Origin of the sequence: Neobacillus massiliamazoniensis (assembly GCF_001048695.1) — a bacterium.
Lineage (GTDB): Bacteria > Bacillota > Bacilli > Bacillales > Cytobacillaceae > Neobacillus > Neobacillus massiliamazoniensis.
Map to the genome: position 1 here is coordinate 603,991 of NZ_CVRB01000004.1, position 22,404 is coordinate 626,394.

The 22,404-nt window shown below is 39.9% G+C and carries 25 protein-coding genes; 4 read left to right on the forward strand and 21 right to left on the reverse strand.

Going from position 1 to position 22,404, the window contains the following annotated elements; translation table 11 throughout:
- Positions 1-63: 63 nt before the first annotated feature.
- Positions 64-1,608 (forward strand): stage V sporulation protein B, encoded by a 1,545-nt coding sequence (spoVB, locus tag BN1082_RS20880; RefSeq protein ID WP_090637766.1) that lies wholly within the window; start codon positions 64-66, stop codon positions 1,606-1,608.
- A gap of 113 nt (positions 1,609-1,721) precedes the next feature.
- Here spoVB and BN1082_RS20885 read toward each other — a convergent pair whose 3' ends face one another.
- On the reverse strand, positions 1,722-2,381 hold the full coding sequence (locus BN1082_RS20885) for a DUF421 domain-containing protein (RefSeq protein ID WP_090637768.1): 660 nt from the start codon (positions 2,379-2,381) through the stop codon (positions 1,722-1,724).
- Between the two features lie 205 nt (positions 2,382-2,586).
- Between BN1082_RS20885 and BN1082_RS20890 the strand changes: the two genes are divergently transcribed.
- A complete protein-coding gene (locus BN1082_RS20890; protein ID WP_342666673.1) occupies positions 2,587-2,949 on the forward strand; it encodes a TIGR04086 family membrane protein in 363 nt (120 codons plus the stop codon).
- Between the two features lie 322 nt (positions 2,950-3,271).
- On the opposite strand, the gene BN1082_RS27775 is transcribed toward BN1082_RS20890, so the two are convergent.
- The 14 genes from BN1082_RS27775 to nadB form a co-directional block, all read right to left on the reverse strand.
- Positions 3,272-3,427, reverse strand: coding sequence for a hypothetical protein (locus tag BN1082_RS27775; protein WP_176699885.1), 156 nt, complete (start codon positions 3,425-3,427; stop codon positions 3,272-3,274).
- Positions 3,428-3,522: 95 nt separating this feature from the next.
- Complete coding sequence (gene yajC / locus BN1082_RS20900; protein ID WP_090637775.1) at positions 3,523-3,801, reverse strand: preprotein translocase subunit YajC; 279 nt, start codon at positions 3,799-3,801, stop codon at positions 3,523-3,525.
- Positions 3,802-3,832: 31 nt separating this feature from the next.
- Positions 3,833-4,972 carry a tRNA guanosine(34) transglycosylase Tgt gene (gene tgt / locus BN1082_RS20905; protein WP_090637778.1) on the reverse strand — a complete coding sequence of 380 codons (1,140 nt, stop codon included), beginning with the start codon at positions 4,970-4,972 and terminating at the stop codon, positions 3,833-3,835.
- 26 nt (positions 4,973-4,998) lie between these two features.
- Entirely contained in the window at positions 4,999-6,027 is a 1,029-nt protein-coding gene (gene queA / locus BN1082_RS20910) for a tRNA preQ1(34) S-adenosylmethionine ribosyltransferase-isomerase QueA (RefSeq protein ID WP_090637780.1), read from the reverse strand.
- Between the two features lie 18 nt (positions 6,028-6,045).
- On the reverse strand, positions 6,046-6,252 hold the full coding sequence (locus BN1082_RS20915; protein ID WP_090637782.1) for a DUF2905 domain-containing protein: 207 nt from the start codon (positions 6,250-6,252) through the stop codon (positions 6,046-6,048).
- On the reverse strand, positions 6,249-7,250 hold the full coding sequence (gene ruvB, locus BN1082_RS20920; RefSeq protein ID WP_090637784.1) for a Holliday junction branch migration DNA helicase RuvB: 1,002 nt from the start codon (positions 7,248-7,250) through the stop codon (positions 6,249-6,251). Before ruvB ends, BN1082_RS20915 begins: the two co-directional genes overlap by 4 nt.
- A gap of 11 nt (positions 7,251-7,261) precedes the next feature.
- Positions 7,262-7,870: a Holliday junction branch migration protein RuvA gene (gene ruvA, locus BN1082_RS20925; RefSeq protein WP_090637786.1), complete on the reverse strand. Its 609-nt coding sequence runs from the start codon at positions 7,868-7,870 to the stop codon at positions 7,262-7,264.
- A gap of 137 nt (positions 7,871-8,007) precedes the next feature.
- The gene (locus BN1082_RS20930) at positions 8,008-8,544 is read right to left on the reverse strand and encodes an intercompartmental signaling factor BofC (protein WP_090637788.1); all 537 of its coding nucleotides are present in this window, start codon (positions 8,542-8,544) and stop codon (positions 8,008-8,010) included.
- 345 nt (positions 8,545-8,889) lie between these two features.
- Positions 8,890-9,564 (reverse strand): YhcN/YlaJ family sporulation lipoprotein, encoded by a 675-nt coding sequence (locus BN1082_RS20935; protein WP_090637790.1) that lies wholly within the window; start codon positions 9,562-9,564, stop codon positions 8,890-8,892.
- 102 nt (positions 9,565-9,666) lie between these two features.
- Positions 9,667-10,650, reverse strand: a complete 984-nt coding sequence (locus BN1082_RS20940; RefSeq protein WP_090637792.1) for a phosphotransferase — start codon at positions 10,648-10,650, stop codon at positions 9,667-9,669.
- A complete protein-coding gene (gene safA / locus BN1082_RS28615; protein WP_090637794.1) occupies positions 10,634-12,211 on the reverse strand; it encodes a SafA/ExsA family spore coat assembly protein in 1,578 nt (525 codons plus the stop codon). The genes BN1082_RS20940 and safA overlap by 17 nt, the downstream gene beginning before the upstream one ends.
- Positions 12,212-12,393: 182 nt before the next feature.
- Positions 12,394-13,497: a quinolinate synthase NadA gene (nadA, locus tag BN1082_RS20950; protein ID WP_090637796.1), complete on the reverse strand. Its 1,104-nt coding sequence runs from the start codon at positions 13,495-13,497 to the stop codon at positions 12,394-12,396.
- Positions 13,494-14,348, reverse strand: coding sequence for a carboxylating nicotinate-nucleotide diphosphorylase (gene nadC / locus BN1082_RS20955; RefSeq protein ID WP_090637798.1), 855 nt, complete (start codon positions 14,346-14,348; stop codon positions 13,494-13,496). Before nadC ends, nadA begins: the two co-directional genes overlap by 4 nt.
- On the reverse strand, positions 14,317-15,897 hold the full coding sequence (nadB, locus tag BN1082_RS20960; protein ID WP_090637801.1) for an L-aspartate oxidase: 1,581 nt from the start codon (positions 15,895-15,897) through the stop codon (positions 14,317-14,319). The genes nadC and nadB overlap by 32 nt, the downstream gene beginning before the upstream one ends.
- A 107-nt stretch (positions 15,898-16,004) precedes the next feature.
- Between nadB and BN1082_RS20965 the strand changes: the two genes are divergently transcribed.
- Both BN1082_RS20965 and BN1082_RS20970 read left to right on the forward strand, forming a co-directional pair.
- Complete coding sequence (locus BN1082_RS20965; RefSeq protein WP_090637803.1) at positions 16,005-17,153, forward strand: IscS subfamily cysteine desulfurase; 1,149 nt, start codon at positions 16,005-16,007, stop codon at positions 17,151-17,153.
- A 40-nt stretch (positions 17,154-17,193) separates the two neighbouring features.
- Positions 17,194-17,733, forward strand: a complete 540-nt coding sequence (locus BN1082_RS20970) for a transcription repressor NadR (RefSeq protein WP_090637805.1) — start codon at positions 17,194-17,196, stop codon at positions 17,731-17,733.
- Positions 17,734-18,329: 596 nt separating this feature from the next.
- On the opposite strand, the gene pheA is transcribed toward BN1082_RS20970, so the two are convergent.
- The 6 genes from pheA to BN1082_RS21000 form a co-directional block, all read right to left on the reverse strand.
- A complete protein-coding gene (gene pheA, locus BN1082_RS20975) occupies positions 18,330-19,175 on the reverse strand; it encodes a prephenate dehydratase (RefSeq protein ID WP_090637808.1) in 846 nt (281 codons plus the stop codon).
- Between the two features lie 47 nt (positions 19,176-19,222).
- Positions 19,223-19,678 (reverse strand): ACT domain-containing protein, encoded by a 456-nt coding sequence (locus tag BN1082_RS20980; protein ID WP_090637810.1) that lies wholly within the window; start codon positions 19,676-19,678, stop codon positions 19,223-19,225.
- A 27-nt stretch (positions 19,679-19,705) separates the two neighbouring features.
- Entirely contained in the window at positions 19,706-20,995 is a 1,290-nt protein-coding gene (gene obgE / locus BN1082_RS20985) for a GTPase ObgE (protein ID WP_090637812.1), read from the reverse strand.
- Positions 20,996-21,032: 37 nt separating this feature from the next.
- Positions 21,033-21,587 carry a sporulation initiation phosphotransferase B gene (locus tag BN1082_RS20990; RefSeq protein WP_090637815.1) on the reverse strand — a complete coding sequence of 185 codons (555 nt, stop codon included), beginning with the start codon at positions 21,585-21,587 and terminating at the stop codon, positions 21,033-21,035.
- Positions 21,588-21,768: 181 nt separating this feature from the next.
- Positions 21,769-22,062, reverse strand: a complete 294-nt coding sequence (rpmA, locus tag BN1082_RS20995; RefSeq protein WP_090637817.1) for a 50S ribosomal protein L27 — start codon at positions 22,060-22,062, stop codon at positions 21,769-21,771.
- A 12-nt stretch (positions 22,063-22,074) separates the two neighbouring features.
- On the reverse strand, positions 22,075-22,404 hold the full coding sequence (locus tag BN1082_RS21000; RefSeq protein WP_090637819.1) for a ribosomal-processing cysteine protease Prp: 330 nt from the start codon (positions 22,402-22,404) through the stop codon (positions 22,075-22,077).

The following is a 22,404-nucleotide window of genomic DNA, read 5'->3' on the forward strand; positions in this document are numbered from 1 at the left end:
CCACCCTCTTGCATATAGTTAATTGTATATGAATTCTGCTTTTTTGAGAAGGTGGGAAGACGAATGTCTAAGTTTTTAAAGGGTACTTTTATCCTTTTAGTCGCAGGACTTATTACAAGAGTCCTTGGATTTATAAATCGAATTGTAATTGCAAGGAGTATTGGTGAAGAAGGCGTTGGCTTATACATGATGGCTTTTCCTACATTCATACTCGTTGTAACGATTACCCAGCTAGGGCTGCCAGTGGCTATATCGAAAAATATAGCGGAAGCAGAAGCGAAAGGAAACTTTGCAGAAATAAAAAAAATTCTAGTCGTTTCACTGGCAACAACCATTTCGCTCTCAATTATTTTTACTCCAGCACTCATTTTCCTAGCACCATACCTATCCAAAACCCTTTTTACCGACCCGAGAACATATTATCCTTTAGTGGCCATTGCTCCGGTTATTCCCGTTATTGCTATTTCATCCGTGTTAAGAGGGTACTTTCAAGGGAGGCAAAATATGCGCCCGGCTGCCAACTCGCAAATACTTGAGCAGTTGGTTCGAATCACCTTAATCGCGGTTATGACAAGGACGTTCATCCCTTATGGTGTTGAATATGCCGCAGCTGCTGCAATGGTGGCGTCAATTTTAGGTGAACTTATTTCCCTCTTTTACCTCATGACGTCATTTAAATTAAAAAAACGCTTTAAGTTGCGAAAGAATTTTTTTCAATTTGTCAAAAGCGGGAAAAATACCTTTATTAGTTTGATGGATATTGCGATACCAACATTGGGAAGCAGACTTATTGGTTCCGTTGCCTGGTTCTTTGAACCGATCGTAGTTGCACATAGCTTAGCTATTGCAGGTGTTGCTGCAGTCACAGCGACCAAACTATATGGTTCATTAACAGGCTATGCCCTGCCGCTGTTAATGCTGCCATCATTTGTAACATATAGTTTAGCAACATCTCTTGTCCCCGCTATCAGTGAAGCCAATTCGCGGAATAACCATAAATTAATTGAATACCGGCTCCAGCAAGCACTCAGATTTGCCTTTTTAACCGGAGGACTTTCAGTCATTGTCCTTTATGTATTAGCTGACCCACTTATGCAGCTTATGTATGGCTCTACAAACGGAGCCTACTTTATCCGCTTAATGGCGCCTTTTTTTCTCTTTTATTACTATCAAGGTCCATTGCAGGCCGTTTTGCAGGCGTTAAACCTTGCAAGAGCAGCAATGATCAACAGTTTGATTGGTGCCGTTGTCAAAACGGTCGTGATTTTTTTACTCGCCTCACAACCCTCCTTTGGGATTACCGGAGCAGCGTTAGGAATAATGGTCGGATTTGTCCTTGTGACGATCCTCCATTTTGCAACAGTATTAAAGAAAATCTCTTTTTCTTTTATCATTCGCGATTACGTGAAGACATTTATAGTAATGGGAGCATCTGGCTGGCTCGGTTACTGGTTAATGGAAAACATTCTTCTCAATGAACATTTAACTGTGAGAGTATTAAGCTCTTTAGCTGGAATGTCCATTTCTTATATCGTTTTACTGATCTTATTCGGTCTGCTTAATCAAGATGATCTAAAAAGAATTCCTTTTATCCGCAATCTTACATAATCACGCGGGTCTTTTGATGTCTATGTTGAACAGTTTATCGAAATAATAGTTATGTTTTTGAAAAAGAGGATGTCCTAAAGCAAAGTGTCAAACCCTTTTGGGCACCCTCCCCATTATTCATCCTGCATGTCAATAAAGAATTCGCCATTTTCATAGCTGCAAAAAGAAATCTTTTTAAGATCTCGATAACCTCTCTTTTTAAGCTCCTGCCGCAGCCACAGGTTTGTTTTATTGATACTTTGCAAATTCCCCTCTTCAATCGTTCCGTCTAAGATTAATGGAATCGTAATATCACCCTGTTGGGGTTCATTGTTGTTATTTTTTACCTTTTCGATGACGGACAAGCTTCCAGATGATTCTAATATGGCAAACTCAACGTCTGCTATGCTGCGAATATCTTTTTCCCGTAGCTGGGTCATTAAATCATCAAAATTATAACGCTGATTCCGCATGGCCTTCTCATCAATTTTTCCTCTGTTAATAATAATACTAGGCTTTCCATCCACAAAATTGCGAAATTTTTTACTCTTTAAAGATATGAAAGCCATCATAATTTGGATAACCATTAACAAAACCATTGGCAATATCGCATGTAAAATCCGTACATTTGGCCTCTCAATAGCAACTACCGCCAATTCACCAATCATGATAAAAACAACAAGATCAAGGATGCTTAATTCCCCAATTTCACGCTTTCCCATCATTCGAAAAATGCCGAGAATCAGGATATAAAACATAATCGTTCGAAGCACGATCGTTAGATATTCTGTCACTTACTGTCGCTCCTTTTCCTCCATTCATACTTTATTATTTTCCAATTAGGTTTGAAAATGAGAGGAACATTATCCCAACTTTCAGTAGGTAATAATTTTTAATTCTATTTTCTACCTTTCATGAATACGCTTGTACTAAGCAGAAACTGCAAATTTTTTCCTAAAGGGGGAGAGGAAGATCGAATCGAAAAGCTTTGGTACATCCATTCTTTACGGATTAATTTTTATTTTCTTTTTTGCAGCAGTAAGTAGCCTTATTTTTTCCTTAATTCTTAAGTTTACATCTGTCCGGGAAATGTCACTTCAATACGTTGTGACAGCAGCATCCTTTATTGGGCTGTTCGGGGGCGGATTCTTATCAGGGGGAAAAAAGAAAGAAAAAGGGTGGCTGATCGGGGGGGCAACGGGATTACTTTACAGCCTCATTGTCTTTATATTTCAGTATTTAGGCTATGACAAACTTTTTAATACAGAGCAGATGATCTATCATTTATGTTATATCTTAATAGCCATGATGGGCGGAATCCTCGGGGTAAATATCGCAACAAATAGTTCCCGCCATGCATAAGAAAAGCGCAAGTGCCCTATGAGGTACTTGCGCTTTTCTATGAAAAATTTGCGAGGGATAAGATTTCTATACAAAACAGAAAAAACGAGACAAAACGGGCTTTGATCCGCCTTCTCAACGACCATCCACTCTCTTTTTTCTGCAAAACGGGCATTGACCACCTCTCTCATCGACCATTCCACCTCTTTTTTATTCAAAATAGGCGATGATCCGCCTTCTCAACGACCATCCACTCTCTTTTTTCTGCAAAACGGGCATTGACCACCTCTCTCATCGACCATTCCACCTCTTTTTTATTCAAAATAGGCGATGATCCGCCTTCTCAACGACCGTCCGCTCTCTTTTTTCTCCAAAACGGGCGTTGACCACTTCTCTCAACGACCGTCCGCTCTCTTTTTTCTCCAAAACGGGCTTTGACCACTTCTCTCAACGACCGTTCCACCTCTTTTTTATCCAAAACAGACGTTGATCCGCTCACTTGATGACCTTTTATCAATTTCCTCGGTATTGGATGGGCGTACAAGAAAAACCCCTGATAAATATTTTTTATCAGGGGTTTGGAGCAGTTTCTTATTAAACCTGCGCTTCTTTTGAAACTTCTGTTACTTCACGAATGGCATTACGGTCATATGTAAGACGGCTGCCGTCACCACATTTAATGACAACTTTTGTTTCATCAATCGAGTCGACAAAACCATGTAGTCCGCCAATCGTAACGACTTTATCACCCTTTTTTAAATCGCTCTGCATTCGCTGAACTGCTTTTTGACGCTTTTGCTGCGGACGAATTAATAGGAAATAAAACAACACAAACATTAATATTAATGGAATGATTGTACTAATACCTTGCATCTTGTTTCCCTCCTTTCAAAATAAAGCTCTATTAGAAATTTTTCGCGTTCGGCTTATTGAAGCCATAACGTTCAAAAAATTCTTCTTTGAAGTCACCAAGCCTGTCTTCCCTAATAGCTTGTCTAACTTGCTCCATTAATCTTAACAGAAAATAAAGATTATGGTAAGACGTTAATCGAAGTCCAAATGTTTCGTCACATCGAATTAAGTGGCGAACGTAAGCTCTTGAATAGTTCCGGCATGTATAGCAATCACAATGTTCATCAATCGGACCAAAGTCACGGGAATATTGTGCATTTTTAATGACAAGTCTGCCGGTACTCGTCATCAATGTGCCGTTTCTCGCGATTCGTGTTGGCAGCACACAATCAAACATATCAATCCCACGGATAGATCCGTCTATTAAGGAATCTGGGGATCCCACTCCCATTAAATACCTTGGTTTATTTGTTGGTAAGAGCGGGGTCGTAAATTCTAGCATCCGGTTCATGACATCCTTTGGTTCCCCAACAGATAAGCCTCCGACTGCATAACCCGGAAAATCAAGTGAGACAAGATCTTTCGCGCTTTGCTTGCGAAGCTCCTCAAACTCTCCACCTTGAACAATCCCAAAAAGACCTTGGTCCTCTGGACGCTGATGAGCTTTTAAGCAGCGTTCCGCCCACCTTGAAGTCCTTTCCACAGACTTCTTCATATACTCAAAGGTGGCTGGATATGGCGGGCACTCATCAAAGGCCATCATAATATCAGAGCCAAGGGCATTTTGAATTTCCATCGCTTTTTCCGGAGATAAAAATAATTTTTCTCCGCTTAAATGGTTGCGGAAATGAACGCCCTCTTCTTCAATTTTACGAAATTCACTTAAACTGAAAACCTGAAAACCACCGGAGTCTGTTAAGATGGCTCTGTCCCAATTCATAAACTTGTGAAGGCCACCAGCCTCTTTAATGATTTCATGTCCTGGACGAAGCCATAGGTGATACGTATTACTTAAAATAATACCGGCACCCATTTCCTTTAAATCTTCAGGGGACATTGTTTTCACAGTTGCAAGCGTTCCAACAGGCATAAAAGCAGGGGTATCAAAAGACCCGTGCGGGGTATGAACCCTTCCTAGCCTTGCACCCGTTTGTTTACATGTTTTAATTAATTCATATCGAATTGCACTCAATTGTAATTCTCCTTCCTCCGCTTATTCTAGATGATCAGCATAGCATCACCAAAGCTGAAAAAGCGGTAACGCTCTTTTACTGCTGTTTGATAGGCATGCAATACATGTTCTCTTCCAGCCAAGGCACTAACAAGCATAATCAAGGTTGACTTCGGCAAATGAAAATTGGTAATCATTCCGTCAATCGCCTTAAACTCATACCCCGGATAAATAAATATATTCGTCCAGCCACTGCCCGCCATGAATTGGCCATCATTTTGAGAGGCAAGCGTCTCCAATGTTCTTGTTGAGGTTGTCCCGACAGTAATAATGCGCCCGCCGCTCTTTTTTACCTCATTAAGGAGTTTTGCAGTCCCTTCTGTTACCATATAAAACTCTGAATGCATCTCATGCCCCTCTATATCATCCACACTAACTGGCCTAAACGTACCCAGACCTACATGAAGCGTGATAAACGCAACATGGACACCTTTTGCTCTTACCTCATTCAGTAGCTCTTCCGTAAAATGAAGACCAGCTGTTGGGGCAGCTGCGGAACCTGGTTCGCGGGCATATACCGTCTGGTACCTGTCACGATCATCCAACTGTTCTTTAATGTATGGTGGGAGCGGCATTTCACCTAATTGGTCAAGAACCTCGTAAAAAATACCATCATATGTAAAATTAAATATTCGCCCTCCATGGTCAGAAGTTCCTGTGCACACAGCTGTTAAAAGACCGTTACCGAAGTCAATTTCCGTTCCTTCTTTTACCCTTTTGGCAGGTTTAACAAGGGTTTCCCACTGATCGCCTTCAAGCTGCTTTAACAGCAGCACTTCTATTTTTGCCCCGGTATCTGTTTTGACGCCAAAAAGGCGTGCCGGAAGCACTTTTGAATCATTTAGTACAAGGCAATCCCCTTCAAGCAAATACTCAGTAATATTTTTAAAAACTTCATGCTTGATGTCGCCTGTTTCTTTATTCAACACCATTAATCTACTGTCTGTCCGATTTTTCAATGGGACTTGAGCAATTAGTTCCTCAGGCAAATGAAAATCAAATATATCTACTTTCATATTTATTACATCCTTACTTTATCGAAATCGACCAATCAAATGAAAAATTATAGATAATACAATGCTTATGACGATACAAGTGACGACTGGAAAATAAAAGGTGGCATTCCCCTTTTTAATGATAATATCCCCAGGCAGTTTGCCAAGATGCAAATACGGCATTACAAACCCTATTACAAAAAGAATTGCTCCGACAATCATCAATGTTTTAGATAATCCACTCACTTGGCTGGCACCTCTATACCAAAATGATGGTAAACCTCGGGAGTTACCACTCGCCCCCGTGGAGTTCGCTGAAGAAAGCCAATTTGCAATAAATAGGGTTCATATACATCTTCTATTGTTTCAGCCTCTTCCCCGATGGATGCGGCAATCGTATCAAGACCAACCGGGCCGCCGCGGAATTTTTCAATAATTCCTTTTAGGAGCTTGTGGTCAATATGGTCAAGGCCGAGCCGGTCAACCTGCAAAAGCTCTAATGCTTCTCTTGCTAATGAGAGATGAATGGAACCGTCTCCCTTAACTTGCGCAAAGTCTCTTACCCTGCGGAGGAGCCGATTGGCAATCCTAGGGGTTCCCCTTGCTCTTCTGGCAATCTCTGCTGCTGAGAGGTCGTCAATTGTCGTTTCAAACAAGTCGGCCGTTCTCATGACAATACTTGTTAATTGTTCCTCTTTATAATACTCAAGACGGCTCAAAACTCCAAATCGGTCGCGTAATGGGGCGGATAACGAACCAGCCCTAGTGGTTGCTCCGACAAGGGTAAACGGGGGCAAGTCAAGGCGGACTGAACGGGCACTTGGGCCTTTTCCAATCACAATATCAAGGCAAAAATCCTCCATCGCCGGATACAAAACCTCTTCGATTGTTCTATGCAAGCGGTGAATTTCATCAATAAATAAGACATCGCCAGGCTCCAGAGCCGTCAGAATAGCCGCTAAATCGCCGGGCCGTTCGATGGCTGGACCAGATGTCGTACGGACGTTGACACCCATTTCATTTGCAATAATGATGGCAAGAGTGGTCTTACCTAATCCCGGTGGTCCATATAGCAAGACATGATCTAGTGTTTCCTTGCGGAGCTTTGCTGCCTTGATAAAAATCTCAAGGTTTTCCTTCACCTGATTTTGACCAATGTATTGTTTTAAATTTTGAGGCCTTAGGCTTTGTTCAATCGACATTTCGCTTTCGTTTACTTCACTGGAAATAATCCGCTCGTCCATATATCATCACCTTATTTTAAAAGCCGTTGCAGCGCTTTTTTAATATACTGGTCAGTTGACAGGTTTTCCTTTTGTAAGTCAGAAGAAATCTTTTTAATTTCTTTTTCAGAATAGCCTAGTGCTTTCAGTGCAAGAATTGCCTCTTCAAATGCAGAAGTATTTTCTTGATTGGCTGCCAATCTGTCTGCATTAAACAAATTTGGAAAATAGTCTGGCACTATATCCTGTAATTTTCCTTTTAAATCAAGAATCATTTGTCTTGCCGTTTTTTTACCGACACCTGGGAATTTCACGAGGAAGTTTTCATCTTCATTTTCTATTGCGGTGACTACCTGCTGAACTTCACCAGATGCCAGGATTGCCAACGCCCCTTTAGGACCAATTCCAGAAACATTTAATAATTTGGTAAACAGCTTTTTCTCTTCTCTAGTCTCAAAACCATATAGGGCATTAATGTCTTCACGAACATAATGATATGTATAGACAGTAACCATCTTATCCAATTTACTTGAATATATAAACGGGTTTGGTGCACCGATTTGATAGCCAATTCCATTATTTTCAATTACAACATATTCAGGCCCGACAAACTCCACGGTCCCTTTAATAAATTCGTACAATGCTTCTCTCTCCTCTAACGTCACTGTACTCCATTCTATCATAAAATGAAATGCTAGTTGAATAAAAAAACATAAGGCGCCCTAAGCTGGCCTAATAAAAAAAATCAGGCTGAACATTCAGTCTGATTTCTCTTCGATTATTCTTCTATTGAATATTGTTTAAAGGTTTCTAAAACTTTCACATAGCGATCTTTTGTTTTTATCGGGATGCCTTGGATTAATTCTTCCTGTTTTTTGCTTTCAAGTTTTTTGATATCTATTTGAAAAAAAGGACGGATGATTCTTAATTTATCCGGCCTCCCATTAAAAATGGTTAGGATGCCATCTTCGGTAATTCCAAAATAACCGTTAGCTTTAAGCAAAGGAGATATATCATCAATTTGTTTTCTAAATACCATCGTGGAATCATTTATATCAATCAACCGCCATTGATCATACTTTGCCCAAAAATTCTCCATTGACCAGCAAGTTTCCTTGATCACTTCTTCGCTTATTTCGCCATCTAGGAAAACCCTTTCAAGAATCACTGTCAAATGCAGAGGTTCTGACTTTTGGCTAATATGCTTTGTCTTGGCGGCAGCATTAACCATTCCCGGAGCCCATTCACTAAACATGATGAAAGAAAGCAAGAATCCGGCCAAACAAACCCGAGACCATCCAAATATGAACCTCATACATATCACCTCTTTTTTTATAAAAGATTGTGGAAGTTTTACAGTACTAGTTTAGCCCTTTTTTCCGTTTTTATCCTTGTTGCATTTAATTGAAAGGCTGTCTTAAACTTGCCTGTTGATTTGCGCTCAAGAAGCGAGCATCCGCGGGCGTTTCGGGGAGACCCCGTATTCCCGCAGGACGTTGAATCATCATCCTTGAATCAACACCGCACGAAGGAAATGCGATAGCATTTTCGAGGATCTCGGCCTTCCGCTCCAATCAACATAGTTTCAAAAATCAACAATGACCTTTAAAACAGCAAATTGAAAAGGCAAAGCCGTTGAGCTTTGCCTTTTATTCGGTTTTTAGCGAGGTCCACCTCGTTGTATATCATTGTTAAAATTTCGATCACGACCCAAAGCCCCTTCATCCGTTAGGACTGTGATCGATTTCCCGTCCGCATACGGCATTACAGCACTTTGAATGGCCTTTTTTGTTTCAGTTGCCTTCCTTTTATCATTTAAATTCACTGACACGATAATGGTATTACCATAGGCAACAGACCTTACACTTTTAACGTTTTCCACAGTGCGAACTTTTTTTCTGATCTTATCTGACACATTGTCCTGAAACTTAGGGTCTGTTACAATCCCGGCATTTCCAATTTGTCTATTCAAATGGCCATGATAATTCATATCGCTCGTACTAAATCGATTATCGCGCTCAAACATATTCCGATCGGTGGTTGCGAGTGGTTTCGTTGGATTTGGTGGATTCCCATTTTCATCCCTTGTTTGAAGCTGCATTCTTCTTTGGTCATTTTGAATTTTTCCTTCTGCTCCAAGGGTATGGTCCGCCCATTCCGTAATCGGACCGTCATTGTCTGATCCTAACCCATTACGATGGTTTTCATTGGAGTAATAACCAACCGGATTTTGATTCATATTATTTACATTTATCCGATTTGGATTGCCTGCACAGCCTGAAAGACCAACCATCATTATGGCACAAAGAGGAATCATCCACTGTTTCTTGTTCAAGCGAAAAACCCCCTCACTAGCATCATGAGCATGTATAACATGCCCATTATTAGGTTGTTAATTTTCGGGGGATTTCATTCTTCCATTAACAGCCATAATTAGTCATAAAAATGCTCTGATGATTTGATCAATAAAATTTTTTCTTTCATAAAATTGTCCAATCGTTAAATCCATAACCTGCTTTAGCTTATCTTTATCTGGATATAATTTTTCTCGAATTAGTCTGTTCCATTCCCGAAAAATGTCAGCAGGATAAACTAAAGCATATAAAAAACCATCTTCCTGAAAAAACTGTTGAATTTGTTTATATCCTGTTAATTGGTCATAAGACCAATTTAGAAACGGAAGAATTCGATTGGCATATTGTAAAATATCTAACGCCCGATTACCAATTGTAATCAAATCAAAATCAATTAAGTTTAAATTTCCTGCTGAATCCCGCAAAAAATTATGATGCGCCACGTCACCATGGAGAATCACATAAGGTTCATTCTGAAAAAATTGACGATTCTTTTTCATACCATCCAATGACCAATTGGCCCAAGACATGATTTCTGAAAAATATGGCTTATTTATAAAACAACTTAGTAAGGGGCTTTTGCTTGAAAAAGCATGCATTCTTTTACTCCATTTTTCAATGAGATCGCTCTTTGCCAGTAATGTTCGATAGCGTGTTTCAAAGGAAGCCGTTACTTGATGAAACTGTTCTAATAGCCCTAATCCTTCTTGACGATTTTGTTCGGTATGAAACGTAAATTCTTTTTTATGGGGAACAATATATTTTGTACAACCGAAATACGTTCCTTCAAAAAAAAGCGGCTCTTTTACCTCCGGTGAAACAAACATGTATGTTTTACTAAATCCTTCTTTTCTAAGCGTCTCCGTAAACGCTTCTTGTAAGCGTAACCTACTGTAAGACTGGTATCCTTTTAAAATATAAGTATGTTTTTCTGTTTTTACCAAAAAAACGTGGTTGCGTATTGGAACCATTCGAATTATTTTTTCATAAAACTGTGACTGAAAATAAGAGAGGAGACGATTAAGATAAGGATCGTCTCCATAAATGTTATTAGTCATTGCTTTCATCGATATATCGAGGCATCCCATACGCCCCTTCCGGCCCCATTCCATATGGATTCATAAACGGCGGCTGTGCAGCATTGACTGGACCGGTATATGGTGCACTATAAATGGGAGGAGTTGGTGGCACAAAGGTTTGTTGGACTTGGTTTGGAACTGGATTTGGTACGATATTTGGTATTGCAGGTGGGATTGTGCTTGGCATTAGTTCTGCAGCCGGCATTAAAATCGGCGCCGGTCCACAGCCGCAATCGACTAAACCACCTGTGCCAACCGGAAGTCCATCTAGTGAGTATGGCATCTGCATGTAATGAACTGGCCCTCCGTAAGTAGGCATAGCAGTTGCTGCAGGGTCAAATGTCCCCATTGGGGCCGGCCCCCCCATTTGCGGATAACCATATGGTGCTCCCATTCCATAAGGATCTTCAACTCTCGGATACCCCGTTGGCGCTGCTGGTCCTGTCAACATTGCTTCTGGATAGCCAGGATAGCCAGCAGGTGCAGATGGATAGCCAGTTGGCATCGGTTGACCAGGAGCCATACCTGCTCCCCCCATATAAGGAGCGCCAGGAGTATATGCAGGATTAATTACAGGCATTTGCGGCATAAACGATGATGATTCATCATCTAAATACGGCGGCATATAAGCTGCTCCTCCCACTGCAGGTGGGTACCCAGTAGTAGGTGCATAACCAGGTGTAGGTGCATAACCAGGTGTAGGCATATGACCAGGTGTAGGCATATAACCAGGTGTAGGCATATAACTAGGTGTAGGCATATACTCAGGCCCAACTGGTGCACTAGGAACATATTCTGCAGGGGTAGGCATATACATTGGGTTCATAGGATATGCCGCTCCATGGACATGTGGATACGGCATAAACGGTTCAAATGGAGGGCAAAAGCCTGATCCCGGCAGAACAGGAGTAACCGGTACACAATAGTCAGCTGGTGGCGGTGGACACGGTGGCATTTCTATCGGTACTTCTTTCACTTCTGGGAGGATGTTTGCTGGTTTCGGTGGCAGCACTGGCTGATTTACAATATTCGCCATATTCGCCATATTCGCCATGTTTGTCATATAATAATTGTTAACATCGATTTCAGGGACTACAGGCATTTTAGGCATATATGGTGTTTTTGGGGCTTCTTTCATAATTGGTTTTTCTTTCATAATCGGTACTTCTTTTAAAATTGGTTTTTCTTTCATAATTGGTGCTTCTTTCATAATCGGCGCTTCTTTCATAATCGGCGCTTTCACAATCGGTGCTTCCTTCATAATCGGCGCTTTCACAATCGGTGCTTCCTTCATAATCGGTGCTTCTTTCTTAATCGGTGCTTCTTTAACAATCGGCATTTCTTTCTTAACAGCTCCCGGTTTATGTCCGATAGGTGCTTCCTTCTTTACCAATCCACTGTGGGTGGGTACCTTTACTTTCATACCGGGCATTATCATATCAGGGTTGCTTAACTGTGAATTCATCTTTTTAAGTTCTTCAAAATTCACGCCGTACTTTTTGGCGATTTTCCAAAGAGTATCCCCTTTTTGTACGATATGGATCTTCACACTCTATCCCTCCTATGGCATAAGTCCATATAGTGTATGTGATAATGGGCAAAGTGCTAACATTCTTCATAAAAACTTATGCTATTTTTCAAAGAAATATGAATCGTACAATTTTGAATAATTTTACATCTGTGTTGTTAAAAAATAGATGCAACAGTATCATTGCATCTATTACTAACGTTTTATAAATTTTCCAACATACGCTCCAATGCCAGCTTAGCATTTCGAGCAATTGTTTCATCTACTTTGATAAGATTATGCCCGTTATTATCTTCGAGTGCATCCAAACTCCAAACTAAATGCGGCAAATCAATTCGATTCATGGTCAGACATGGACACATATGTGGGTTTAATGAAATGATATGCTTCTCAGGATGATTTTTTATCAAACGATTAACCAGATTCATCTCCGTACCAATTGCCCACTCTGAACCTGGTTTGGCATTTTCAATCGCTTTAATGATATAACTAGTTGACCCTGCTTCATCAGCTAATTCTACAACCTCACGCCTGCATTCCGGATGAACAATGATCTTCATGCTTGGATAGTTATTTCGAATTTCGATAATATTTTGTACTGTAAAATTTTCGTGTACGGAGCAATGCCCCTTCCACAAAATCACTTTTATTTTTGCAAAGTCACCTTCATATTCCAACTTTTCATCGATCGGATTCCAGACAGCCATTTCATCTAAACCTACACCTAAATCTGCTGCCGTATTTCTTCCAAGATGCTGGTCCGGTAAGAAAAGAATACGCTCTTTTTGTTCAAATGCCCATTTTACCATTGTCTCAGCATTTGATGAAGTTACCGTTGCCCCCCCTTTTGAGCCTACAAATGCTTTAATGGCAGCCGTTGAATTCACATAGGTTAACGGAAGAATAGTATCAGCAAAAGTTGTCTGAAGTTTCTCCCATGCTCTTTCTGTTTGCCGAATATCTGCCATATCTGCCATTGAACAGCCTGCACGCATATCCGGTAAAAAAACCTTTTGATTTACATTTGTAAGTATATCTGCTGTTTCTGCCATAAAATGAACACCACAGAAAACAATAAATTCAGCTTCCGTATTTTCAGCCGATAATTGTGCCAATTTTAAAGAATCCCCTGTCGCATCAGCAAACTGAATAACTTCATCTTTTTGATAATGATGGCCAGGTATAAACAGTCGCCTGCCAAATTTCTCTTTAATTTCGATGACTCGGGCTTCTAGCTCTTCTTTCGACATCAGCCGATACATTTCAGGGATTATACAATTGGTTGTTAGTGTTTCTAAAATGCTCATAGTATTCCTTCTCCTTTGTCCCAAAGCACTTTTACGCTAATGTCTAACGCTTGATAGGAATGAGTTAAAAAGCCTAATGAAATATAATGAACTCCCGTATCCTGATATTCAGCCAGATTACATAATTGGATTCCCCCGGAAGCTTCGGTAATGATATGTTCCGGTACCAATTGAATAAATTCCTTAATCTCTTTCGGCGTACGATTATCGAACATAATAACATCAGCACCTGCATTTACTGCCTCCATTACCTGTTCTTCCGTCTCGACCTCTACTTCAATTTTCACCATATGACCTGCACTTTTACGAACTGCTTCAACCGCTCCTTTAATAGAACCTGCAAAAGCAATATGATTATCCTTAATCATGACACCATCATACAAACCAAAACGGTGATTATATCCCCCACCACATCGGACCGCATATTTTTCAAGCATCCGCAGTCCCGGTGTGGTTTTCCGGGTATCACAAATTTTTGTATAATTGCTGTTAAGTGTAGAAATAGCTTTTTGCGTTAGTGTAGCAATTCCGCTCATCCTTTGAATCAAATTCAGTACAACTCTTTCTCCCTTTAACAGGTCAGAGATTCTCCCCGATGCTTGCCCCAGCTGCTGACCAATTTTGAATGGCTCTCCGTCTTTCACAAAAACACTTGTGCTAATTTGATTGTTTAGCAGTTGAAAACCAGTTTTAATAATCTCTTCTCCACAAAAAATTCCGTCTTGTTTAGCGAGGAAAACAATTTCCCCAAACGCATCTTCTGGAAAAATTAAATCTGTTGTAATATCTTGTTCCCCAATATCCTCAAGAAAAAAATTCTCAAGTAACGAGCGCAGTTTCAATATATTCACTTTTCTTCTCCATTTCTCGTTTATATTTTTGAATGATGGTTTTCCTTAACCAATAACTATTATCTTCAAATGGATAATCACTTCTAAAATGTCCTCCGCGGCTTTCAGTTCGTAATAAGGCAGATTCTGTAATCTGTTGTGCGATTATTAACATAAATAGTTTAGTTAATTCAGAGACTGAAAATGAATCCCATTCTATGATTTCCATTACCTTAAACTGCTCTAACCAGTTTAATTGATTTTTAAGGGTTCCTTCATTCCTGATAATTCCGACTCTTTCCATCATCAAGTCCTTTATTTCTTGGATATCTGGTAAATTTACCTTATTTTTGCCGACAGAATGGGATATAGGAAATGGTTTCGATGCGATTGGCTCTACTTTATTAGAATTGATCCACTCCGCAAGCTTTCTCCCTTGATATAATCCTTCTAGTAATGAATTACTGGCTAATCGATTTGCACCATGAAATCCTGTGCAAGCAGCTTCTCCAATGGCAAAAAGCCCATCAATAGATGTTCTTCCGATTAGGTCTGTTTTAATTCCACCCATTAAAAAATGACATCCGGGAGCAACCGGCAGTAAGCCTTTTGCGATGTCCACCCCATTTTCCTCACAAAGTGAGGTAATAGAAGGAAATCGTTTTCCAAAGTTTTTAATTTCCGTAATATCTAAAAAGACTTGATTTCCTTTTTTTAAATATTCATAGATAGTTTGCGAAACAACATGTCGTGGAGCTAAGTCCTTATAAGGATGAATCCCTTCCATAATCTGTGTACCATCCTCTGACACAAGAATAGCCCCTTCACCACGTACGGCTTCAGAAATTAACCCCTTCGTTTCACCTTGCAAATACAAAAGAGTAGGATGAAATTGGATGAATTCCATGTCAGCAATTTCAGCCCCTGCTAAATACGCCATTGCAATACCATCGCCACTTACCGTGCTTGCATTTGATGTAAACTTGTATAATTGGCCGCAACCGCCTGTTGCAATGATGATATGTGTAGCGTAATGAAGATGAGTCGTTCCGTTAGGCTTTTTTGACTTTACCCCTATACAGCGATTCTTCTCAGCATTTATTATCAATTCGTAAGCAAATGAATGTTCCTCAATCTGAACATGATCATTCAATTGAAGAATCAAAGACTCCATTAAGTTCATTCCCGTGGCATCTCCGCCGCTATGAACAATTCTCTTTTCACTATGGGCACCTTCCATCCCCAGGAGCCATTCACCTTTTTGATTCTTATCAAAAACATCTCCGTTTCTTGACATTTTGCGTATGAGTTCCGGAGCTTCTTCAACGATTTGCTTCGCAACTTCCCGATCATTATGAAATCTCCCTGCCTCGAGGGTATCGGCATAATGTTTTGAAGGGTCGTCATGTTTGCCAACGGCCGCTGCAATTCCCCCTTGAGCCAAATAGGAATTTGCCGTTCTTAAACTCGACTTTGTGATAATCCTCACATTCAAATTCTTATTTAAAAGGACAGCAAGTTGTAAGGCAGCAACCCCGCTTCCAATAATTACAACATCATTATTTGTCATGTATTAAACCTCCTGGATCAACAGGTGTCTTGACATATATCTTTACACAGAATTAAACTATTTACAAGCATTTTTGTTACTTAAAAATTATGTATGGGAGAAAGAAAATGATTAATTTTGATTATGCTGCAACCACTCCACTAGATTATGAAGCAGCTGAAATTTATGTTAAAGCCGCAACTGAATACTATGGAAATTCCAGCAGTCTACATGACATTGGAGGACAATCAAATGCACTGCTTGAAAATTGCCGTAAAGAATTAGCCAGCCTATTAGGGGTGGATAAAAAAGGTCTATACTTTACTAGTGGTGGGTCTGAAGGGAATTTTTTAGCGATTGAAGCGTTGTTATCATCTCCTAACAAAACGGGAAAACATATTTTAATAGCAATGGCTGAACACTCCTCCGTACATGGTGTGGTGAAACGATTAGAAAAAGCAGGCTATCAAATTACACTTCTTCCTTTTAATTCTTCAGGGGTAATCGATTTATTTCAACTTGAAAAAAGGATTACCCCTGAAACGGTTCTGATTTCAATTCAACATGTTAATTCTGAAATTGGAACAATTCAACCAATAGAGATTATAGCTAAAATATGTAAAGATAAACACATTCATTTCCACAGCGATTTTGTTCAGTCATTTGGAAAAATTGATCTGAAAAATACAGCCAGTCTTGTCAGCAGCTTTTCTTTTTCCGGTCATAAAATTTATGGTCCAAAAGGGATTGGGGGAGTTTTTATCAGCCCCAGCATTTCTTGGAGCCCTTTTTTCCCTGGTGGAACACACGAAAAAGGATTTAGGCCAGGAACGATTAATGTACCGGCTATTGCAGCAATGACCGTGGCTGCACAAAAAATAGATAAACAATTGCAAGAAGATCACCGTCGATTTCTGAGCTTGCGGAAAGCTTTTATTGAGGAAATTTCCCCCATTAAAGATTCCGTCCAAATATTTCAAGCAGGAGAAGATTCCCAGCTCCCACAAATCATTGGGATGCGAATTTCGGGAATTGAAGGGCAATGGATGATGTTAGAATGCAACCGGTTAGGATATGCTATTTCAACAGGGAGCGCCTGCCAAATTGGTATGCAAACCCCTTCGAAAACGATGCAAGCACTAGGCTTAGACATGCGGGAAGCAAAGGAATTTATTCGAATTTCCTTCGGCAAGTCAACCACGTTAGATAATGTACAGAAGCTCGCTCAAACGTTAGTGAATATTGTTAAAGCGTTTAATACAAATTCTGACCGTTAATTATGCTAGAATAAACAAAGATACTTATAGGAGGAATTATATGTCTGAACAGAAAAAAATTCTCGGAGAAGAAAGAAGAAATTTTATTCTTCATCAGCTGAAAGAAAGTCCTTCTCCGATCACTGGGAGCGAACTTGCTGCGAAAACAAATGTTAGCAGACAAGTCATTGTCGGGGATATTACACTTTTAAAGGCTAAAAATGAGCCGATTATTGCAACAAGCCAGGGCTATATTTACGTAAAATATCATTCCGGTGATTCTTATGTTCAAAGGACCATTGCCTCTTACCACACACCTGAAGAAACAGAGCAGGAACTAAATATCATTGTCGACCATGGAGTAACTGTAAGAGATGTAAAAGTTGAACATGCTGTTTACGGAGATATAACAGCATCCATTATGGTCTCGAATCGCCAGGAGGTCAAACAATTCATGAAAAAAATCAGCGATTCGAATGCTTCATTTTTATCAGCATTAACAGATGGTATTCATCTCCATACCCTATCAGCAAAAAGCGAAATGGCATTGGATAAGGCAGTAAAGGCTCTTGCAGAAGCGGGCTTTTTAATAGAAATGTAAAAATGACTTGGGTTTTAGAAACCCAAGTCATTTTGATTTGTAAATTGTTGATGTTGTTTTTCCTAAATTAGGATTAAGATCAATCTATCTGGCACTGGGCACTAAATTCGAAGGTCATTTTCTGGATTTTCACCTAAAAAAAAATGGATATGTGCCATTTTTGATTTTTATGTGCCGTTTTTCAATTATATGTGCCATTTTTCGATTTTATGTGCCATTTTTTTAATATATGTGCCGTTTTAAACTTTTATGTGCCATTTGATCCGGGCACCCATTTTCACCATTAAAAAAAGCTCCGTTTTTAAATTTCGAAGCTCATTTTATGGATTTTCACCTTAAAAAAACGGATATGTGCCATTTTTTTAATATATGTGCCGTTTTAAACTTTTATCTGCCATTTGATCCCGAACACCCATTTTCACCATGAAAAAGAGCTCCGTTTATAATTTCCAAAGCTCATTTTACCTTAAAAAAATGGATATGTGCCGTTTTTCGATTTTATGTGCCATTTTTTTAATATATGTGCTGTTTTAAACTTTTATGTGCCGATTTAGAATCTCCACCAAAATTGGTCGAGAGCATAATCTTCCCGCATTTTATTCAACCATAAAGGAAGGATAGCTTCCGAGCAATTTCACACCACAGCCCAATGCTTCTAGCTCAGCAATCGCTCCTGGAATTAAGACATCATCGAGCTTCATTTCAATATCGATAATGAAAAAATAATTGCCAATCCCTGTTTTCATTGGTCTTGATTCAATTTTGGAAAGGTTGAGCCTTCTCCAGGCAAATGCTGATAATACCTGATGAAGTGCACCTGCTTGATCGGATGGCAACGTGACCATCAAAGTGGTTTTATAATGGAATGTATCCATGGAAGGATAGGGTATTTCATTTTCTGAAAGAATGACAAAAGAAGTATGATTATAATCAAAATCATGAATATCCTTTTGAACAATGGCTGCCCCGTATTCTTTTGCGGCTAAGTCATTTGCAATCGCAGCTACATTCCATTCAGGATTCGCCATGATCATTTCTACTGCTGCGGCTGTAGAAGATATGCTTTCTACCGCCACATTTGTAAAGTTTTTATGAAGAAATTTGTGGCATTGGGCAATCGCATGGGAATGACTATAGATTTTCGTCACGTCCTGCCATTTATCTTGATTTGAAGGATGAACCATCAAATGCTGTTTAATGGGAATGATGATTTCTCCGACAATCGGAATTTGGACCTCATGGGTTAAATAATCAAGCGTAATATTTACTGAACCCTCAATTGTATTTTCCATTGGAACCACGGCGAGATTTACGTTGTGATTAATAACAGCGTCCATGCATTCCGGAATTGTCCGATATGGCTCATGATCAAATTTTGGAAACACCTCATTAACTGCAATTCCAGAAAAGGTTGCCTTTGGACCTAAATATCCAACTTTCATCTTCTTTCTCCATCTCCCTTTAAAAAAAAGAGGCTAAAAACAGGTCGTTACGCCCCTGTTCCCAGCACTTCTACTTTTTCAACAAATTCCAGCTTTCTTAATTCGGAAAGCATATCATCCATTTCTATTTCCATATTACCTGTATTTAGAGAAAGGGTCACGTTCGCCCTGCCTTGAAGCGGAATCGTTTGGTGAATGGTTAAGACATTGCAGCCTGACATGGCAACAACGCTCAGCAGTTTTGAAAGTGTCCCTGAACGGTCCTCAAGATGAAAAAATAGGGTAATTAGTTTTTCCTTCTTGATGGTGGAGAATGGAAAAACAGTATCTTTATACTTATAGTAAGCACTTCTGCTTAAATCTACTTGTTTGACTGCATCCCAGATTGATTCGGCATTTCCCCGGTTTAGCATTTCTTTTGCTTCAACCGCCTTTTTCATCGCCTCCGGTAAAACATCCTCACGCACCAAGTAAAATTTCTTATCAAAATGATCCATTTTCATCTCTCTACCCTACTCCTTCTAAGAAGGCTACTCGATGAACTCAAATTCAAATTCTAATAATTTCACGATATCGCCATCTGTTGCCCCTCTTTTTCTTAAGGCTTCATCTACACCAAGGCCGCGAAGCTGGCGGGAGAAGCGACGGACAGATTCCTCTCGTGAAAAATCAGTCATCTTAAAGAGCTTTTCAATTTTTTCACCTGAAACTACAAACGATCCATCCGACTCTCTCGTGATCGTAAACGCATCAGGTTCTTTTTCATGTTTATAGAGAACGCGATGAACGCCTGTTTCCTCTTCTTCATGTTCGAGTGGGAATTCCGGTGTTTCCGCTAATTTATCTGCGATCGCAAATAATAGCTCTCGAAGTCCTTTTCTTGTAACGGCTGAAATAGGGAAAATCGGATAATCATCTTGCAGCTGTTGTTTAAAGGATTCGAGATTTTCCTCAGCTCCAGGCATCTCCATTTTATTAGCGACAATGATTTGAGGCCGCTCTGTCAATCTTAAATTGTACTCTTTCAACTCTTTATTAATTGTAAGATAATCCTCAAATGGGTCTCGGCCTTCCATGGAAGCCATATCAATCACATGGACGATTACCCGAGTCCGCTCAATATGACGTAAAAATTGATGACCCAAACCAACTCCGGAATGAGCTCCCTCAATTAATCCAGGTAGGTCTGCCATCACAAAGCTTCTGCCATCCTCTGTTTCAACCATACCAAGATTCGGAACAATCGTTGTAAAATGATATTCAGCGATTTTCGGTTTTGCCGATGATACGACGGAAAGTAAAGTAGATTTCCCAACACTCGGAAACCCAACGAGGCCCACATCAGCCAGTAGCTTTAATTCCAGTATCACATCGCGCTCTTGACCAGGCTCTCCATTTTCCGAAAGTTCTGGTGCCGGATTGGCAGGTGTAGCAAATCTTGAATTTCCTCTGCCACCGCGGCCTCCCCTAGCAATAACCGCACGCTGTTCATGCTCGACTAAATCGGCAATCACTTCGTTTGTTTCAGCATCCATCACCACAGTCCCTGGTGGTACCTTAACAATCAGCTCCTTGGCATTTCTACCATGCTGATTTTTCGACATGCCATGTTCACCTCGTGGTGCTTTAAAATGCCTTTGGTAACGGAAATCCATTAACGTTCTTAGTCCTTCGTTTACTTCGAAAACAACATCGGCCCCATTGCCGCCGTCACCGCCGGCAGGACCACCCTTTGGAACATATTTTTCACGGCGGAAAGCAACCATTCCGTTGCCTCCATCGCCGCCTTTAACATAAATTTTTACCTGATCGACAAACATTTTATACCTCCAAACTGCCCAATAAAAGATCCAAATTTCAATACGAATCGCATTCCTGCAAAAACGGCATAAATACTTCGATTGCTAATTCATCGTTTGAAAACTCCTTCACCTCTATACTCATAGTGGTTACTTGTTCTGCCAAGAAGTTTTTCATTCGTTCACTATTTGTTATTATCCCGCTAAAATCGAAAAAGAAACGAACACCATCTGGATTAGGTTCAATCGTAATCGATAAATGGTTTTCATGAAAGGTCTCAACTGACTTATTTAAACATGAAAAAAAAGAATTTGTCCAATCAGTCATAAGATTCTCATTGATTTCTAGGGATGTCGTGTCTTCAAGTACCTCATATTCGAGCTTAAAGAACCGATTCTCCCAATTGGATTTTAATAATAGCGAGGCAAATCGAGGCATATGTAAATTCGAAAGTCTTGTTTCATGCTGTGCTTCAATGATAATTTCGTCAATAATTTCCTTAACCCGATCTATTCTGTTTAAATCCAAGTTTCCTTTTATTAACTGTAGCCGATTTAACCAATCGTGTCGTGAGTGCCGTAGCACTTCAACAATATCCCATTCTTTGTACATACGTACACTCCTACTAATAAGTGTCGATAACCGTTTTCTGTTAGTATATCAAAAAAGTAACAATGCGTAAGCTTTTTTATGCGATTGATCATCATTTGTGGTTAGAAAAGACTTATTTTCTTCGTTTATGATGTAAAAAAAGAAAACTCTAACCGAATAGGTTAGAGTTTTCGAATGTCTCTTATGCTTCTTGAGCTACTGGATATACACTCACTTGTTTGCGGTCACGACCAAGACGTTCAAATTTCACAACGCCGTCGATTTTTGCAAAAAGAGTGTCATCTCCGCCACGGCCCACGTTTTCACCTGGATAAATCTTTGTACCACGTTGACGGTAAAGGATTGAACCACCAGAAACGAATTGACCATCTGCACGCTTAGCACCAAGGCGCTTAGAAATAGAGTCACGTCCGTTCTTTGTAGAACCTACTCCCTTTTTAGATGCGAACAACTGAAGATCTAATTTTAATAACATGTATTCCACCTCCTATTTTTTGAAGGTAATTTTTATGTGACTGCCATATTCCTCTTCAATCGTTTGTAATGAAACAACCATTCCTTCAAGGAGAAGTTGAATTTTCTCAAATGTGACTTTCGGAAGATCTTCCGGGATGACACAGCGGAGAAAACCGTCTCCCTGTTCAATCTCGGGGGTAACACCTGTTAAGGCATAAACCGAGTTGATTGCACCAACAGATACAGCGGATGCGCCTGCACAGACGATATCCTTGCCCCGTTCGGCGAAAAAGGCATGACCGCTTATTTCAAATGATTGAATGTAATCGGAGTCAGAACGAGTAATCGTAATTTCAATCAT